Genomic DNA, 15,425 nt, shown 5'->3' with positions numbered 1-15,425 from the left:
CGGATGTTCCTGAGCGGTGAACGATGGCGAAAACTGATTTCGTCTGCCGGAATTGCCAGTATTCCACCCCTCGCTGGATGGGAAAATGTCCTCAGTGTGGTGAGTGGAATACTTTTTTGGAGAAAATTCAGACTCCCGCCCGAACGAAGCGATTATCCTCTTCCGTTGCGCAACCCATACGCCTGAGTGACGTAACCGCACTGGAACTGGAAACGGATCGCCGGATTCCCGGCCCATTGGGAGAGGTAGACCGGGTGTTGGGTGGGGGGATTGTCGAGGGATCACTGATTCTTCTGAGTGGTGACCCCGGGATCGGCAAATCGACTCTGCTTTTAAACCTGGCTGGAGGACTTGCTTTATTGGGGAAAAACGTGTTGTACGGGAGCAGCGAAGAATCGCTGCATCAACTTCTGCTTCGTATTCAACGCCTGCGTATAAAACGGAACGAAAGCCTCTTTCTCCTGTCCACCGACCGCTATAGTGATATCGCCCAGGCAACGGAAACAACCGCGCCACAGGTCGTCGTTGTGGATTCCATCCAAAACCTCTTTCATGAAGAACTTGACTATTTACCGGGGAGCGTGGCTTTGATTCGTGACCTCAGTGTCCGGTTCATGGAAATGGCCAAGCGAAAAAACGTCGCCGTGGTCCTGGTTGGACATGTCACCAAGGAAGGGGTGGTGGCCGGACCACGGACCCTGGAACACTTGGTCGACGTGGTTCTCTATCTCGAAGGCGAACCGCAGTCTCCTCTTCGTATGCTGCGAAGTGTCAAGAACCGCTTTGGTTCCACTCAGGAAGTCGGTCTTCTGGAGATGAAAGACGAAGGCTTGGTGGAGTTGGCGGATCCCGGACAGTATTTTATCGCCGAGGGACACGCTTCCGACAGCGGAAATGCCCGGACGGTGATCGTCGAAGGTAAGCGGGCGTTGCTCATCGAGGTCCAGTCGTTGGTCAATCCGTCGTATCTTGATGTGCCCCGGCGGGTCAGTCTGGGTATCGATCTTAACCGGTTACAACTGCTGGTGGCAGTTCTGGAAAAACGGGCCCGCGTGAAGTTTGCCGCCCAGGACATCTATCTGAATGTAGTTGGAGGACTGCGGGTCACCGAAACGGTGACCGATCTTGCGGTGTGTTTCAGCTTGGCATCTTCCCGCCTGGAAAGAAAAACGGACCCCCGGACGGTGTATCTCGGTGAAGTGGGGCTGAGTGGCGAAATTCGGCCTGGTTACATGCTGGGAAGCCGAATCCAGGAAGCCTTTCGTAACGGAGTGAAACGAGTGGTCTGTTCGGAATATTCCTTGGGGAACCAGGCGTCCGCCTTTCCTCAGTCACTGGAAATCGTGAGATATAAAAACGTGGTTGAAGCATTGATCGGTGAAAATATTCTGTAATTAAGCCAACACCGGTGTCCCTTCCATGATCCCCGGTTTTCCTTCTTTTGACCGAACGTGCCTGACAAAAAGTCTCCCCCTCCCTAAGACATAAGGCCGGATGCTTGAAAATCAAGTGAATGATATAATTTATTCTGGATTATAGAATTTACCGTTTGATCCTGAAGAATCGACCGGTCGATGGAGCCGCTGTCATCAGGTAAGTAAATGAACCAGTTTGGTGAGTAGCGCCTAAAATTATATCAACGGAAATCTGCATCAGCAGGGTAATTATAAGGGAGGTGAAACCGCCGGGACGCTATCATCACCGTCAATGGAGCAAGAGTCGGAATTGCGCAGTAAAGGGGGTGCACAATGACCAAAACACAAACTATCTTGATTATCGTTGTACTCTTCTTAGCTTTTATCATTAGTTTTTTTGCCTTTCGTACACCGATTTCCTCTTTGGGTAGGACGGCTTGGGGTATGATTGCGGTCATCACCCTTGCCGCCGGAATCCTCACATTTCTTATGGAAAAATACAGTACCTGGTCACTTTCTGAAAAAGTGAAAGACGTCTTCGGCGTTTTTTTCCGTCTTTCATCGGTGGACATCCTGGTCGGGATGACCGGTCTAATATTGGGGTTGGTCGTGGGGGTCCTGATCAGCTACCCGGTGTCTTTATGGCAAGTCAACAACCCGTCGTTACCCATGCTGATCACCGTTATGGGAGGGGTAATCGGGTTTTCCATATTTATGGGCCGCCGGGAAGATATCGTTTCTATATTTACCGGTATGCCGAAAACGAGGCTATTGCGAGGTCAGGCCACCGGTACTAAAATTCTGGATACCAGTGCCATTGTTGACGGCCGGATTGCCGATGTCTGCAAAACCGGCTTTATTGAGGGAGATATGCTTGTTCCCCGGTTTGTCCTCAAGGAACTGCAACAGGTGGCCGATTCACAGGACCCGCTGAAAAGAAGCCGGGGACGGAGAGGGCTTGACATTCTGAATAGAATGAGAAAGGAAAAAAAAGTCAATGTCCGGATAGCCGATCGTGATTTTCCGGAGATTCGGGATGTCGACGCGAAGCTGATCAAATTAGGCAAGGTGATTGGAGGGACAGTCATCACTAACGATTTTAACCTGAACAAGATCGCCGAACTCGAAGGGGTTGAGGTGCTTAATATCAATGATCTCGCCAATGCCCTGAAGCCCTACCTTCTTCCAGGAGAAGAACTCCGGGTGCAGATCATCAGGGAAGGAAAAGAATCCGACCAGGGTGTCGGGTATCTGGATGACGGTACCATGGTCGTTGTGGAAGGTGGCAAAAGACATATCAACAACACATTGGATACTGTGGTGACCAGTGTCCTGCAAACCCCAGCCGGAAGAATGATTTTTGTCCGCCCCCGAGGCAAGACAATCCATAACTGAATCAAGGAGTTGCCAGTGTTTCATGCCGTAATAGTCGCTGCCGGCACCGGAGAGAGGTTGGATTCGATTGTGCCCAAGCAATATATACCTGTTCTGGGGAAACCTCTTCTTGCATATACTTTGTATGCTTTTGACCGGTTTTCTCCGATACAGGATATCGTTGTCGTAATCAATCCAAGGCATGAAAAACTCTTTGCCTCAACCGTTCTTGGGAAATACCGTTTTTCAAAGCGTCTTCGTGTTGTCCACGGGGGTGACTCCAGACAGGAGTCCGTTGGGAAGGGGATCGATGCCCTGACCTGCGTCGAAAATGAATTTGTTTTTATCCATGACGGTGTTCGTCCTTTCGTGGACGAAGATATTTTAAACCGGTGTGCCAAGGCGGTGGAAATTCATAATGCGGTCTGCTGTGCGTTGCCCTGCGTGGATACGATCAAAATCACCCGGGATGGCAAGACGATTGATCATTCGCTTGATCGGAAAGTCGTCTGGCGAGCGCAGACACCGCAGGTATTTCGGGTCTCCTTGATTCTTGAGGCCTTCCGGAAGGCCATTGCTGAGGGATACACCGCAACCGACGATTCCTCATTGGTGGAATGGATGGGAAAGCCGGTCTACCTGGTTCCGGGATCGGAAGAAAATTTTAAAATAACCACGGCTGGTGATTTTTTACGGGCGGAAGAATTGATCCGCTGGAAAACAACATGATGGAATATCGCAGCGGTATTGGATACGATATCCATCCTTTGGTAAGCGGGCGTTCACTGGTTCTGGGCGGAATACGGATTCCGTTTGAAAAAGGATTGGCCGGCCACTCGGACGGAGACGTTTTATGTCACGCGATCATGGACGCTTTGTTGGGTGCGGCATCCCTCCCGGATATCGGTCACTGGTTTCCGGATACCGATGCCCGATACCAGGGTATCCGGAGCACTCTCCTGTTGTCCCAGGTTGCCAAATTGCTCCGGGAAAAGGGTTGGGAAGTGGTTAACGTGGATGCGACAATCATCGCCGAGTTTCCCCGGATTGCGCCGTTTCGAGACTCAATACGCATAGCCCTGGCCGAAGCTTTGGCGCTCGAACCGGAGCGGATTGGAGTCAAGGCGACGACTCATGAGGGAATCGGTTCATTGGGAGGGGGTGTTGGAATCGCATGTTTGGCGGTATGCCTTGTGCAAAAAGGATTGTAATGCCTGTTTTATTGGTTTGTATCGCATGTTTGGCGCTATGTCTCGTACCAGTCGAGGTCTTGGCCGGGCGCCGGGTGTATTTCCAGGAAAAGAATGACGGATCTTACGCGGTGTATATCGAGGAGCGGCTGCTTCTGCGCTTGCGTTACCCGGGAGGGTATTCCACTATTCAGGACCGGGCGGAGCGGTTGACCCGGGAACTGGAAACTTTTTTTTCCAACCCGCCGGAGGAGGCAGTCACGTTTTTTGTCAACCCGGTCAACGGACGGGTCGAGGGGCATTGTAACGACCACAGAATTTTTACCGTGTACAAAGAGGACGCAGCCATCAACAATTCCGGTGTGATCGATCTGGCCCTGTTATGGCTGAACCGGCTGCAGATGGAATACTATCATTTGCTGGGCTGTTATCGAAGCCGGGTCAGAGAAAAGATCAACGGCCAGGCATCCTGGTATGGACATGAGTTTGATGGGAACGCCACCGCCGCCGGCGAAACCTTCAATCCCTACGCTTTTACCGCCGCCCACCGTTCCTTTCCGCCCGGAACCCTCGTTGTAGTGACCAACCCGGTCAACGGACGGCGGGTGGTTATCCGGATCAATGATTGGGGACCTCAGAAAAAGGCCCGGGAAATCGACCTGTCCCTGGCCGCGGCGCGGGCAATCGGCATCAAGGAGGAAGGAGTCATGAGCGTGGTCCTCGAGGTTCTCAGGTAAGATGCCAGAGGTGGGTGATTGAGAGAAGTCCGTTTGTACAATACACTTTCCCGTTGTGTTGAAGGGTTTTACCCCCTTCAGGAAGGGCTGGTCGGATTTTATGTCTGCGGCCCCACGGTGTATGACCTAATTCATATCGGGAACGCTCGGGTCTTTGTACTCTTTGATGCTCTGCGCCGCTTTTTCGAGACCATCGGGTTTCAGGTTAGGTATGTACAAAATTTTACCGATATCGACGACAAGATCATCGACCGAGCCCAACAAAAAGGGGAGGAACCGCGGGACTTGGCCGAGAGGTATATCGTCGAATACTTTATCGATGCCGACCGTTTGGGAATCAAACGGGCGACGCACCATCCCAGGGCCACCGAACACATAGTGGACATTATTGACCTGATCCGGCGCTTGGAAGGGAGGGGGTTCACCTACCGTGTCGCAGGCGATATTTTATTCGATACAAGCCGGGTGGATGGATATGGTAAGCTCTCCCGGAAAAATCCTGCCGAGCTGCGGGAAGGTGCCCGGGTCGAAGCCCGTTACCGGAAGAATCACCCCGCCGATTTTGTCCTGTGGAAGATGGCTAAACCGGGGGAACCTTACTGGCCAAGCCCTTGGGGCGAGGGAAGGCCGGGCTGGCATATCGAATGTTCGGCTATGGCCGCTTATTACCTGGGCGAGACCCTCGATATTCATGCCGGGGGATGTGATCTGTTATTTCCTCACCACGAAAACGAGGTTGTCCAAAGCGAAGCGGCGAGTGGTAGACCTTTTGTTCGTTTCTGGCTCCACAATGGATATTTGAATATCGCTAACGAGAAGATGTCTAAATCCCTGGGGAATATCATGACCGTTCGGGAGCTGTTATTACGGTGGAAACCGGAAACGTTGCGCCTGGTCTTGTTGTCGACCCACTATCGGAATCCAATCAACATCGACGAGTCGGTCCTGGCCGCAGCACAACGGTACGTGGTGAAACTCGAGAATCTCCTGCGTAATTTCCAGTTTATTCGCGATCGAGGGCGCGAAACGACCGATACAAACGATGTCGAGCGGCAATTCCGGGAACGTATCGAACATCTCGAAAGGTATTTTCTGGATACCCTGACTGATGACTTCAATACCCCTCAGGCCCTCGGGGTTCTCAGTGAGTTCATGAGGCAGGCCAATAGTTATCTCGAGCCGAAACGAGGGGCCTGGACCGGCGATTCCCTTCGTGCGATCGGCGATTTCCTCACCCTGGTACAGGAAATTTTAGGGATAATCCCCCCCACTCCCGGCGATGGGCAGGAACAGGAGATTGCTGCCCTGGTTTCCCAGCGTGGGAAAGCGCGAGAGGGAAAAGAATGGAGTCAGGCGGACCAAATACGAAAGGAAATCACCGTCAGAGGGTACCTTGTTGAGGATACGCCATTGGGACCCCGCTGGTACCGTAATGTAGAAGGGTCTTCCTTTGAATCGTTTTGAGCCCTTGACCCCAAATAACGATTCTCAATCCCAGGGTCCAGTCCTGGTGTACGGGCGACACCCGGTTCGCGAAGCGCTCCTTTCCCGAAAACGTGTCTATGAGCGCCTGTATCTCCTTGACTCCGCGCAGGGTGAGGGTATTCAGGAAATCAAGCAGGAAGCCAAACGACTCTCCCTGTCCCTTTCGATTGTCAGCCGGAAAGACCTTGAGCGTCTCCTCGGAAAAGACGTGCTTCATCAGGGTGTCGTCCTTGTCTGCCGGGAAAAGGAGGTTCCTCGGTGGAAAGGAGTATTGGAGAGGACCCGCTGTCTGGCGGGCGCGGTCGTGGTTTTTGTTGATCAGGTGGAGGATACCCGGAATCTGGGATCTATAATCAGGAATGCTTCCGTTTTCGGAGCCGAAGCGGTCATTGTCAGCCGGGCGCGTACCGCACCGATGGAAGCAGACGGGGTCAAGGCAACGTCCGGAGAGATAGAAAAAATCGATGTTCTCCAGATCAATAATTTTGCCGCGGTTCTCAAGGCGTTCCGGGACACCGGGTTTTGGATCGCAGCTCTTGATGGACAGGGGGATCGGGTCCTGTGGGATCTCCATCTGCGAACCGGGCCTTTGGGTGTGGTCATCGGCGGGGAAGATCGGGGTGTCCGCCGGCGGGTGATGAACCTGAGTGATTGGATCGTACGCATTCCGCTGTCGCGAGGTTCCCATTCGCTCAACGCTTCCGTTGCGCTGGGGATCGCCCTATACGAGATCAGGCGGCAGCAGGGTATTGGGGAATGACTGGAGAAAAGCGATCATCCGGTCAGCCGGTGGGTGTCTTGGAAGGTGACGTGATCGGTTTTGTTTTACCGGAAGCCTATGGAGTGATACACTGGGATAGCCGTATCGTCTTTGTCGATGGAGTACTCCCTGGAGAGACCGCTCGGGTTGAGGTCATCAAAAAGAAAAAAAACGTTTTCCTGGGAAAGGTCCTGGAGTTGCTCCGAACATCCCCCCACCGGATTGATCCTCCCTGTATGCACTATCGAAGCGGTTGCGGCGGATGCAGCATGCAGGAAATCGCCTATTCTGAGCAGATTCGGATAAAAGAACGTTATGCCTGGGAAACCATGCACCGGATAGGGCAAGTCGATTGGGGCGCCATTGCTTATGATGGATTTACCCCTTCCCCGCTATCCATTGAATACCGAAATAAAATGGAGTTCAGTTTTGGCTCCTCCGGGAAGGACCTGAGACTGGGGTTGCGTCCCCGTGGCCGTTGGTGGGAGGTGGTTGACTTGACAACCTGCCTGTTGATGAAGCCGGACCTGGTCGGTAGGATCCTGCACGTCTTCCGGGAATACGGGAGACGCCATTCCATTTCCGGGTATGATCCGGTTCGCAAAGAAGGAATCCTGCGTAACGTTCTCGTCCGCTACTCGGCAAAGAAGAACGCAGTGCTGATCGGGTTGTTTACTACTCCCTTCGAACTCCCCGAACGCCGGGAGCTTGTCGCGCGGGTGCAGTCGGAAATTCCGGAGATGATAGGACTGGTTCACATCACCAGTCAATCGCCGGCCGACGCCCTGGTTTATGACCGAACTGAAGTTCTCTGGGGCGAGGACTGGTTTACGGAGAATATCGGGCATATCGATTACCGAGTTTCCCTGGCGAACTTTTTCCAAGTGAATGCGGCGGCCAACCACCTGGTCTATGAACGGGCAAAAAGCATGGCCAATCCCACCGACGGCGACTGGTTGTTCGATCTCTATTGTGGAGGAGGCGGATTGGGCTTGTATCTGGCTGATGCGGTATCCCGGGTAGTGGGTGTCGAAGAGAACCCGAACGCTATCGAGGATGCCCGCAATAATGCTTTGGCCAATAATCTCGCCAATGTCTCCCTCATCACCGGGAAAGTGGAACAGGAACTGGTCGATTACCCGGTGAAAGAAATCCCGATTGTGACTGTCGACCCACCCCGCTGTGGGTTGAACCGGAAAGTGATCAGAAGACTCTGCCGGCTGGTTCCGGAAAAAATAATTTATGTTTCCTGTAACATATCCTCGCTGGCCCGGGATACGACTCTTTTCCGGGAACATGGGTATCATCTCCGCCAGATCGGATTCGTAGACCTCTTTCCGCAAACTGTGCATTTTGAGGCGATCGGCCTCTTCACCAGGTAAAAGGCACTCCATTCCCCGGACGGAACCTTGCGAAACAGGACAGCGAAGGTTAAAGTAGGAGAGCAGAAATCGCTCATCAGTGGTCAGAAGGTAGTATTCAGAAGTTAAGAGAGAGCTTATGCACGATAAAACAGGAGGAATCGGTCATGATCAAAGTGGTATTAACCAGTTTTCGAAGAAAGGGTAATCCCTTAAGCCGGGGAGAGGAGCAGGTGATTCTTCAAAAGCTTATTGATCTTCTCTATGTGGACGGTCTGGAATTCGATCTGAAGATTGAAGAACTGGGAATCGGCGATTAAAAGCCTGTTCCATGTTGGCGATGACGATACCGGTAAGCATGAGCACACACCCCGCCATGGTGCGGGGTGTGGATTGTTCGCGGTAAAGAAATGATGAAAACAATGCGGCAATCTACCTTCCTATCATACCGGTTTTCAATGAATGTTTATCCGATAGTTTTACCAGCTACGGCGAGCTTCTGGTGAACAAGCTGTCGATGTATTTGGATTTGGATATCAGCGGGAGGAGCAACCGAGTTTGGCAGGAATGACAGGGTATTGCAAGGAGGCTATTTTATGGCCGGAGGCACTCTGGAACGATTCACCCGTAACGCTAAATTCGAACCGGTCGAGGAAGCCGTCACCTTTGATTTCATCGATAACAATAAGCTGTTACAAGCGTTTGGCGGCTCGGAGAGCAATCTGGTTGTACGTAATGCCCGCCTTTTCAAAGCCATTGGCCTGGATTCGACCCGGTATATTCATAACCCAGAGAAGCACTGGTTGTGGGGGACCCTTGATTTTTGGACCAGGTTTTTCAATATCAATCCTGATCGATGGGAGGTTAAAGAAACCGGAGGTACGGCCTGGTTTTACCGCCGGCCCTTCACCAGCCTGGCGGAACTGGAGAAAAACCTGCCTGGGATGCCGGACCGGAAGGGAATTAAAAGTTGGTACAAAGAATGGTTGAAAAGCGTTCAGGAGGTTTTCAGCGAATTTGACCTGGTCTGGGTGGCTGCCGTGGAGGGGGCCTTGACGGATGCCTATATGTATACCGATTTTTCCCTTTTCTTTGAAGCGATGATCGACGCTCCGGAAATTGTCGACTACCTCCTGGAAGTGTTTACTGTCTATGGGGAAGCGGTTTCCGAGGCTCATGCCGAAATGCCGACCTCCCCGATTTTTTCACAGAATGATGATATCGCCAGTACCACCGGTTCGATTTTTCCCCCAGCCTTTTTACGGGAAAAAATGGTTCCTCGCTGGAAAAGAGTCTATGCTCCTGCTAAAAAGGCCGGCCTACAATGTATCTTTCACAGCGATGGGAACGTTAACCCTCTCCTGGAACTTCTGGTGAGCGAGGTCGAGATCGATGGTTTTCATCCGGTCGAGCAGGCGGCGGGCATGAGCATGACCGATGTACGGAGGCGGTATCCCGACCTTTTGTTGCTGGGTGGAATAAGCTGCAGCCAGACGCTGCCCTTTGTCCCACCCGCCCAGATCGAACAGGAAGCATATGATCTGGCATCGGAAATGGTACCCCGGGGAGGGGTTTTTTTCGGTTCGGACAGCGAGGTTCATGAACTGGTTCCGGTGGAAAGCGCGCTGGCTATGTACCGGGGTTACAAGGCCTGGAAACCGAAGGTGAAGACTCTGAATTCCCTGGCCACTGGTAAGAGTTTGAGTGGTGGGGTTTAGCAGATTCATACGATGAAGCGTTGAAAGAAGTGGTTTGGGAGGAGACGGATGAACGCCAAAGAAAGAGTGAAGATCGCCTTGCGCCGACAGGTAGGCGATCGGGTGCCGGTCACCGCCAGCTTTGTGCCCGAATTTGCCCAACTTCTCCGTGCGAAGCTCCACCTTCCCCTTACCCCGGTGAATCCCCACGGCGGAGTGGTTCATGATCTTGAAGAAGCCCTTGGACTTGACCTCGTTCAGTTCTCAATTGGTATCGCCAACTCATATTATGCTTCGGATGATGACCGGTATACCTGCGAATGGGGAATTCGCTGGAAACAGGTGCCTTATGAAACCCGCTTCGGGACTGGCCGTTACACGGAAATCGAACAGCATCCGTTGGCCGACGACGCGGTGATCGATGATTACCGGCCCCCCGACCCTTTCCGGGAAGAACTGTATCGCCCGCTTGCCGGCTTAATCCGGGACTACGGTCGTGATTGGTATGTGCTGGGGGTGACGGTGTGTACGATATTCGAGGGAGCCTGGTATCTCAGGGGTCTTGACCGGTTGCTGATGGACCTGGTGTTGAATGAGGAAAAGGCCCACCAGATCCTGGATATTCCCTTTCATTACCACCGGGAAGCGGCCAAACAAATGGTGCAGATGGGGGTGGACGGTATCTGGCTGGGCGATGACGTTGGGACCCAGCGGGGAATGCTCATCTCACCGGAACTTTGGCGGCGCTATCTCAAGCCCCGGATGGCCGCGCTGTGTCACGAATTAAAGACACTCAAGCCTGATCTCCAGATTGCCTATCACAGCGACGGTAATATTCTGCCCATCATTGACGAACTGATCGAAGTGGGAATCGATGTCCTGAATCCGATCCAGCCCTTGGCCATGGATCCGGAGGACTTGAAAAAGCGCTACGGGAAGCGGCTGTCGTTCTGGGGAACTATCGACGAGCAACACACGCTCCCCTTTGGGAATCAAGACGACGTGAAACGGGAAACACTAAAAAGGCTGCGGACAATGGCTCCGGGTGGAGGATTTCTCATCTCACCGACTCATCACGTGCAGTTGGACACTCCGGTGGAAAACTTTTTGACGTTTCTGAAAACGGTCAGAGAATATGGAATATACGATAAATTGGGACGGGTGTGAGGTGGCGGTTTTTTTTGTAACGTGTTCTACGTATAGTTAAAAGACTTGATGATAAGTAAGGGAGGTGAAGAATTTCAGTTAACATCGCACAGATCCTCAAACTTCGCGGTTGGTGTGTAACTGCAGGATACTGATCCTGCTCGGTGCGGGAAAGTCAAACGGTTGAACGGCTCGGTCAGTTTTCAGTGAAAAGAGGAATGAGAACATAATATCTAGTAAGTGGAATATACCTAGAGGTACAGAGGTGGGGGGACATTCTGTAAGCCGAGTTCTGTCCTCCCCCGGAACGGGGGAGGTGGTAACCATCTGTCTGGGGAGCCGGTTTCCCGGTTCCTCAAGCGGCCAACCCGAAGGTCGGCGAGCAACCTCAACCCTTCCTATTTGGCCTTGCTCCGGGTAGGGTTTACCTGGCACAACGGTCACCCGTTGCCCGGTGAGCTTTTACCTCACCTTTTCACCCTTGCCTCCGGCATGACCGGAGGCGGTTTCCCTCTCTGTGGCACTTTCCCGGGGTTACCCCCGCTGGGTGTTACCCAGTACCCTGCTCTGTGGAGCTCGGACTTTCCTCGAGTGGGTTTTCCACCCGCGATTACCCGAACGTCCCCTCACCCGCTTTTAAGTATAACCGATTGGACTTATAAATGCTATCCTTAGGTTTGGAATAAAGAAACCGGCTGCAGTTCGGACAACGGATTAACCCTTCTTCCTTGCGGGCGGCTTTCTCGATAGCAAGGGGTACGGTCAGCCTACAGCCCCCGCAGGTTTCTTCGACCAGTTCGGCGAGTGGATCGGTTATTCGTTGGATAAGCTTGTCGTATTCCCGGTACACGGGAGCGGGTATCGTGGAAGTGACTCTTTCCCGTTTCTGGGTCAACCCGGACAGTTCCTCGGTCAACACAACCAGCTCTTCCTGAGCCTGGCCAAGAAAGTGTTCTACCCGGCTATCCTGCTGCTTGATCCGGCTTACTTCCTCTTCAAAAGAAACCTGGAATGTTTCAACGTGTACCATTTGGGTGATAATTTCTTCCTCCAGGCGTTCTTTTAATTTTTCGAAGATCTCCATGTTCTTTTCCCATTGGGAGAGTTCTTTCGATGAGGTGATATCTCCACTGTAGAGTTTCTTTTTCAGAGCATCCAGCTTCGCTTCGACTCCCTTCAGTTCCAGTTCTTTATTGGCTAGGGCCAGCATTTCCCGTTCTTTCATTGGCTTGAGATCGGTGAGTTTTTTCCGGTCGTTTTCCTGTTTCCTCAGATAGCGCTCGCTTTCCTCTTCATTTCGTTGAATTTTTTTGCGGATAGTCCGTATACGGCTGTCCAACATTTGTAGATTCAGGAGGGATTGGATTACGGTCAACACAACACTTTGTCTCCTTGTAACGGAAAGGACCGGCACCGATGGCAATTACCGCAAAGCTAACATTCATCTTCGAAGACGAGTTCCGCCTTGAGTTGCTCCCGGCAGGCCTGTTCCCGGATTCTGTGAAAGATTTTTCTGAAGGCATACCGCTCTCCCGGGCCATGGGGCACCTGGAGGGAGAAAATCCCGTTGAGACGTAGTTTTTCCACTTGGTGGTGGGAAAGATCACCGGTGAGATAGATTTGGGGGTCACTATCCAAAACCGCGGGCAGTAAGGAACTGCCGCTTCCCGGGCACAGAGCGATTTTTCGGAGAACGGCAGGAATCTCGCCGTATGGAGCATCCAGGCGGCATTGATGGGAAAAAAGCTCCTGAGCCCGGTTAAAGAGGGTTTCTGAATCTATGGCCTCGGTCAGGTGGATCAGACGGCCCAACCCGGTCAAGGACGGAGTGGCGGGCGGGAGAGGGTAGACGTCGATGACCGGATTTTCATAGGGGTGCGCGTTGTGTAACGCAGTCACAACCCGTGCCAGACGGGAAGAATCGACGTGGATCTCCAGTCGGACTTCCGGAATTGTTTCCCGTTGCCCAACATTTCCCCGGTAGGGCAAAGCCCCGCTTTGTGGGGTGTAGGTTCCGGTCCCCGGGGTGGAAAAGCTGCATTCCCGGTAGCGGCCGATCGTTCCCCCTCCCGCCTTGAAAGCGCCGTCTCTGATTTTGTCCAGTGCTCCCGGAGGGGTAAAGGTGACCACCGTATATTCAGGAGCGGCCGTCCGGGGTAACAGGGGGGAGGAGGGACCCGCGAGAGCAAGACCCTCCATCCATTGCTCGGACATGCCTGGTTTCTGACAATCCAGGTTGGTGTGGTGAGCCAGGACACAGACCCCCCGATGATACAGCTCGCAAAGCATATTGGTCCAGAGATCTTTCCGTGACAGACGGTTGAGGGGTTCCCAAAGCGGTGGATGGTGAAGGAAGAGAAAACCGGCGTCAAGCGCCAAGGTTTTTTGAAAAACCGCGGGGTTCAGCTCTAACGCAGCCAGCACTTTCCCGATTGGTTTTCCGGAACCTGAGATATGAATACCGGTGGGATCTTCGGGAAAAGCCAGGGACGGCGGACAAAAAGAGTCGAAAAAAGTAACGAGGGTTTCCAGTTCTTCCATGAACCATTCCCTGCGTAGATTTTCTGGTGGGTCCACCTGGGATCGAACCAGGGACCGGCCGGTTATGAGCCGGCTGCTCTACCCCTGAGCTATGGACCCACTCCGCACATACAGTATCACAATGTCGGCTTCTGTTCAAGGATTTCCGGGTAGGGACGAGATAGACAATTAGGCTGATTTGCGCTACAAAATAGGTATGAAAAACCTGACCTTCGATGAAAAGGTGGAGGTTCTGGGTAAGGCAGCTCAATACGACCTATGCGGCGCTTGCTTTGCCCAGGAACCGCGGCGGAGGAAGCCCGGTGGGGGATGGATTTATCCCGCGGTGTTCCCCAATGGAAAAAAGGCAAATCTCTTGAAAATCCTTTTATCCAATCATTGTTCGCATAACTGCTACTATTGTTCCAACCGGGAGGGTAGACTGGGAGTGCGCAGCCGTTTCACCGCCGAAGAACTGGTCAGGCTTTTTCTGCTTCTTCATCAGCAAAAGCGGGTGCGGGGCCTTTTTTTAAGTTCGGCCTTGGATCGGAATCCTTACCGGACCATGGAGGAGATGCTTAAAACGGCCGATCTCCTGCGCCGCCAACATCGCTTCGGTGGCTACATTCATTTGAAGATACTCCCGGAATCGCCCTCCGACTACATTGAGGAGGCCTTGAGGCTGGCCACCAGGGTTTCAGTGAACATTGAAGCGCCGACCCCCGAGCATCTTAGGTCCATAGCCCCCCAGAAGGATTTTGCCCGGATCTGGAGTCAATTCGTCTTGCTCCGGGAATACGCACGAAAAGGACTGAAAGCGGCGGCCGGCTTTACCACCCAACTGGTGGTGGGGGGGAGTAAGGAGAACGACCGGCAAATTATTGAAACGATTGCCGGTCTCTATCGGGAATACGGGATGGCCAGGGCGTATTACAGCGCTTTTCAACCGGTGGACAGAACACCCTTGGCTGAAAAGCAAGGGGAGTCGACCTGGCGGGAACATCGCTTATACCAGGCCGATTTTCTCCTGCGAAAGTATGGATTCCAGCCGGAAGAGCTGATTTTCGACCAGGGAGGGAATCTTTTCCTGAAAACCGACCCAAAGAAAGTTTGGGCGATCAATCATCCGGAATTTTTCCCGGTGGAAATAAACCGGGCAACCTACCAGGAACTGTTGCGGGTACCGGGAATTGGTCCGGTTTCAGCCAAAAAAATCCTGACTACCCAGCGCCTCGCCCCGTTCCGGGAGGCGGAGTCTTTGCGTAAGCTGGGGGTTCGGACGGGTGTCGCCGCTTCCTATCTTTTGATCAATGGAAAACGGGCCAGTGGCCAACTTTCCCTTTTCGAAAAACGGCGTGCTCCGGCAACCTCCGATGAATCGTTCGTAGTCTGAGAATTCACCCGGAGTAAAGGATATTGTTGTCTACGTTCTATTTTCAGAGAGCCAACCAATCGGCGTATCCGACAGAGGTAGAGAAGGAAGTGAATGCAATCGCTCGCTGATCATGAAAGACAAAACCCGGTTGCGGTACACTATATGCGATAATTCAACTTTCGCACCTCACAATTATGAGTTTCTCCCTCAACCATGAGGGAACCTGGTTCCAGAATGCGGATATTGACTTTTTCAGATGAGTCGCCGGAACGTGAAAGACTTCCTGCAGAATCTGGGTAAACAATTCACAGACCAATCGCAAGGCTTCCGTGAAGGTGATATCAGGGAGTTCATCGCAACAGGCA

The 15,425-nt window shown here is 52.6% G+C and carries 15 protein-coding genes, 1 tRNA gene and 1 other RNA gene; 13 read left to right on the top strand and 4 right to left on the bottom strand.

Going from position 1 to position 15,425, the window contains the following annotated elements:
• Window positions 1-23: 23 nt before the first annotated feature.
• The 11 genes from radA (at window position 24) to VLH40_08170 (ending at window position 11,186) form a co-directional block, all read left to right on the top strand.
• Window positions 24-1,394 (top strand): DNA repair protein RadA, encoded by a 1,371-nt coding sequence (gene radA, locus VLH40_08220; GenBank protein HSV31987.1) that lies wholly within the window; start codon window positions 24-26, stop codon window positions 1,392-1,394.
• A gap of 354 nt (window positions 1,395-1,748) precedes the next feature.
• Window positions 1,749-2,810 carry a PIN domain-containing protein gene (locus VLH40_08215; protein ID HSV31986.1) on the top strand — a complete coding sequence of 354 codons (1,062 nt, stop codon included), beginning with the start codon at window positions 1,749-1,751 and terminating at the stop codon, window positions 2,808-2,810.
• Between the two features lie 15 nt (window positions 2,811-2,825).
• Window positions 2,826-3,518 carry a 2-C-methyl-D-erythritol 4-phosphate cytidylyltransferase gene (gene ispD, locus VLH40_08210; GenBank protein ID HSV31985.1) on the top strand — a complete coding sequence of 231 codons (693 nt, stop codon included), beginning with the start codon at window positions 2,826-2,828 and terminating at the stop codon, window positions 3,516-3,518.
• Window positions 3,515-4,000 (top strand): 2-C-methyl-D-erythritol 2,4-cyclodiphosphate synthase, encoded by a 486-nt coding sequence (gene ispF, locus VLH40_08205; GenBank protein HSV31984.1) that lies wholly within the window; start codon window positions 3,515-3,517, stop codon window positions 3,998-4,000. The genes ispD and ispF overlap by 4 nt, the downstream gene beginning before the upstream one ends.
• Complete coding sequence (locus VLH40_08200; protein ID HSV31983.1) at window positions 4,000-4,716, top strand: septal ring lytic transglycosylase RlpA family protein; 717 nt, start codon at window positions 4,000-4,002, stop codon at window positions 4,714-4,716. Before ispF ends, VLH40_08200 begins: the two co-directional genes overlap by 1 nt.
• Before the next feature lie 18 nt (window positions 4,717-4,734).
• Complete coding sequence (gene cysS / locus VLH40_08195) at window positions 4,735-6,180, top strand: cysteine--tRNA ligase (protein ID HSV31982.1); 1,446 nt, start codon at window positions 4,735-4,737, stop codon at window positions 6,178-6,180.
• The gene (locus tag VLH40_08190) at window positions 6,167-6,961 is read left to right on the top strand and encodes an RNA methyltransferase (protein ID HSV31981.1); all 795 of its coding nucleotides are present in this window, start codon (window positions 6,167-6,169) and stop codon (window positions 6,959-6,961) included. Before cysS ends, VLH40_08190 begins: the two co-directional genes overlap by 14 nt.
• A complete protein-coding gene (gene rlmD, locus VLH40_08185; GenBank protein ID HSV31980.1) occupies window positions 6,958-8,343 on the top strand; it encodes a 23S rRNA (uracil(1939)-C(5))-methyltransferase RlmD in 1,386 nt (461 codons plus the stop codon). The genes VLH40_08190 and rlmD overlap by 4 nt, the downstream gene beginning before the upstream one ends.
• 146 nt (window positions 8,344-8,489) lie before the next feature.
• The gene (locus tag VLH40_08180; protein HSV31979.1) at window positions 8,490-8,642 is read left to right on the top strand and encodes a hypothetical protein; all 153 of its coding nucleotides are present in this window, start codon (window positions 8,490-8,492) and stop codon (window positions 8,640-8,642) included.
• Between the two features lie 276 nt (window positions 8,643-8,918).
• Window positions 8,919-10,040, top strand: a complete 1,122-nt coding sequence (locus VLH40_08175; GenBank protein HSV31978.1) for a hypothetical protein — start codon at window positions 8,919-8,921, stop codon at window positions 10,038-10,040.
• Between the two features lie 48 nt (window positions 10,041-10,088).
• The gene (locus VLH40_08170; GenBank protein HSV31977.1) at window positions 10,089-11,186 is read left to right on the top strand and encodes a uroporphyrinogen decarboxylase family protein; all 1,098 of its coding nucleotides are present in this window, start codon (window positions 10,089-10,091) and stop codon (window positions 11,184-11,186) included.
• Between the two features lie 244 nt (window positions 11,187-11,430).
• Here the strand turns inward: VLH40_08170 and rnpB are convergent.
• An RNA gene (rnpB, locus tag VLH40_08165) (RNase P RNA component class A) lies at window positions 11,431-11,791 on the bottom strand.
• 194 nt (window positions 11,792-11,985) lie between these two features.
• Here rnpB and VLH40_08160 point away from each other — a divergent pair.
• Window positions 11,986-12,231 carry a hypothetical protein gene (locus tag VLH40_08160; protein HSV31976.1) on the top strand — a complete coding sequence of 82 codons (246 nt, stop codon included), beginning with the start codon at window positions 11,986-11,988 and terminating at the stop codon, window positions 12,229-12,231.
• A gap of 368 nt (window positions 12,232-12,599) precedes the next feature.
• Here VLH40_08160 and VLH40_08155 read toward each other — a convergent pair whose 3' ends face one another.
• Together VLH40_08155 and VLH40_08150 are read right to left on the bottom strand one after the other, a co-directional pair.
• Window positions 12,600-13,706, bottom strand: coding sequence for a Nif3-like dinuclear metal center hexameric protein (locus VLH40_08155; GenBank protein HSV31975.1), 1,107 nt, complete (start codon window positions 13,704-13,706; stop codon window positions 12,600-12,602).
• A gap of 24 nt (window positions 13,707-13,730) precedes the next feature.
• Window positions 13,731-13,805 (bottom strand) — tRNA-Ile (locus VLH40_08150).
• A 97-nt stretch (window positions 13,806-13,902) separates the two neighbouring features.
• On the opposite strand from VLH40_08150, the gene VLH40_08145 reads away from it, so the two are divergent.
• Window positions 13,903-15,078, top strand: a complete 1,176-nt coding sequence (locus VLH40_08145; GenBank protein ID HSV31974.1) for a radical SAM protein — start codon at window positions 13,903-13,905, stop codon at window positions 15,076-15,078.
• Between the two features lie 154 nt (window positions 15,079-15,232).
• Here the strand turns inward: VLH40_08145 and VLH40_08140 are convergent.
• Window positions 15,233-15,425: hypothetical protein (locus VLH40_08140; protein HSV31973.1), on the bottom strand; the 193-nt coding region annotated here is incomplete at its 5' end.

Source organism: Atribacteraceae bacterium (genome assembly GCA_035477455.1).
In the GTDB taxonomy this organism is placed as follows: Bacteria; Atribacterota; Atribacteria; order Atribacterales; family Atribacteraceae; genus DATIKP01.
Note: the sequence above shows the minus strand (reverse complement) of the source record. Positions and strands in the feature narration are given on the sequence as shown.

Excerpts from the sequence above, each read along its gene's own strand:
- radA (HSV31987.1), top strand. The coding sequence starts at position 24 with ATGGCGAAAACTGATTTCGTCTGCCGGAATTGCCAGTATTCCACCCCT.
- VLH40_08215 (HSV31986.1), top strand. The coding sequence starts at position 1,749 with ATGACCAAAACACAAACTATCTTGATTATCGTTGTACTCTTCTTAGCT.
- ispF (HSV31984.1), top strand. The coding sequence starts at position 3,515 with ATGATGGAATATCGCAGCGGTATTGGATACGATATCCATCCTTTGGTA.
- VLH40_08200 (HSV31983.1), top strand. The coding sequence starts at position 4,000 with ATGCCTGTTTTATTGGTTTGTATCGCATGTTTGGCGCTATGTCTCGTA.
- rlmD (HSV31980.1), top strand. The coding sequence starts at position 6,958 with ATGACTGGAGAAAAGCGATCATCCGGTCAGCCGGTGGGTGTCTTGGAA.
- VLH40_08180 (HSV31979.1), top strand. The coding sequence starts at position 8,490 with ATGATCAAAGTGGTATTAACCAGTTTTCGAAGAAAGGGTAATCCCTTA.
- VLH40_08175 (HSV31978.1), top strand. The coding sequence starts at position 8,919 with ATGGCCGGAGGCACTCTGGAACGATTCACCCGTAACGCTAAATTCGAA.
- VLH40_08170 (HSV31977.1), top strand. The coding sequence starts at position 10,089 with ATGAACGCCAAAGAAAGAGTGAAGATCGCCTTGCGCCGACAGGTAGGC.
- VLH40_08155 (HSV31975.1), bottom strand. The coding sequence starts at position 13,706 with ATGGAAGAACTGGAAACCCTCGTTACTTTTTTCGACTCTTTTTGTCCG.
- VLH40_08145 (HSV31974.1), top strand. The coding sequence starts at position 13,903 with ATGAAAAACCTGACCTTCGATGAAAAGGTGGAGGTTCTGGGTAAGGCA.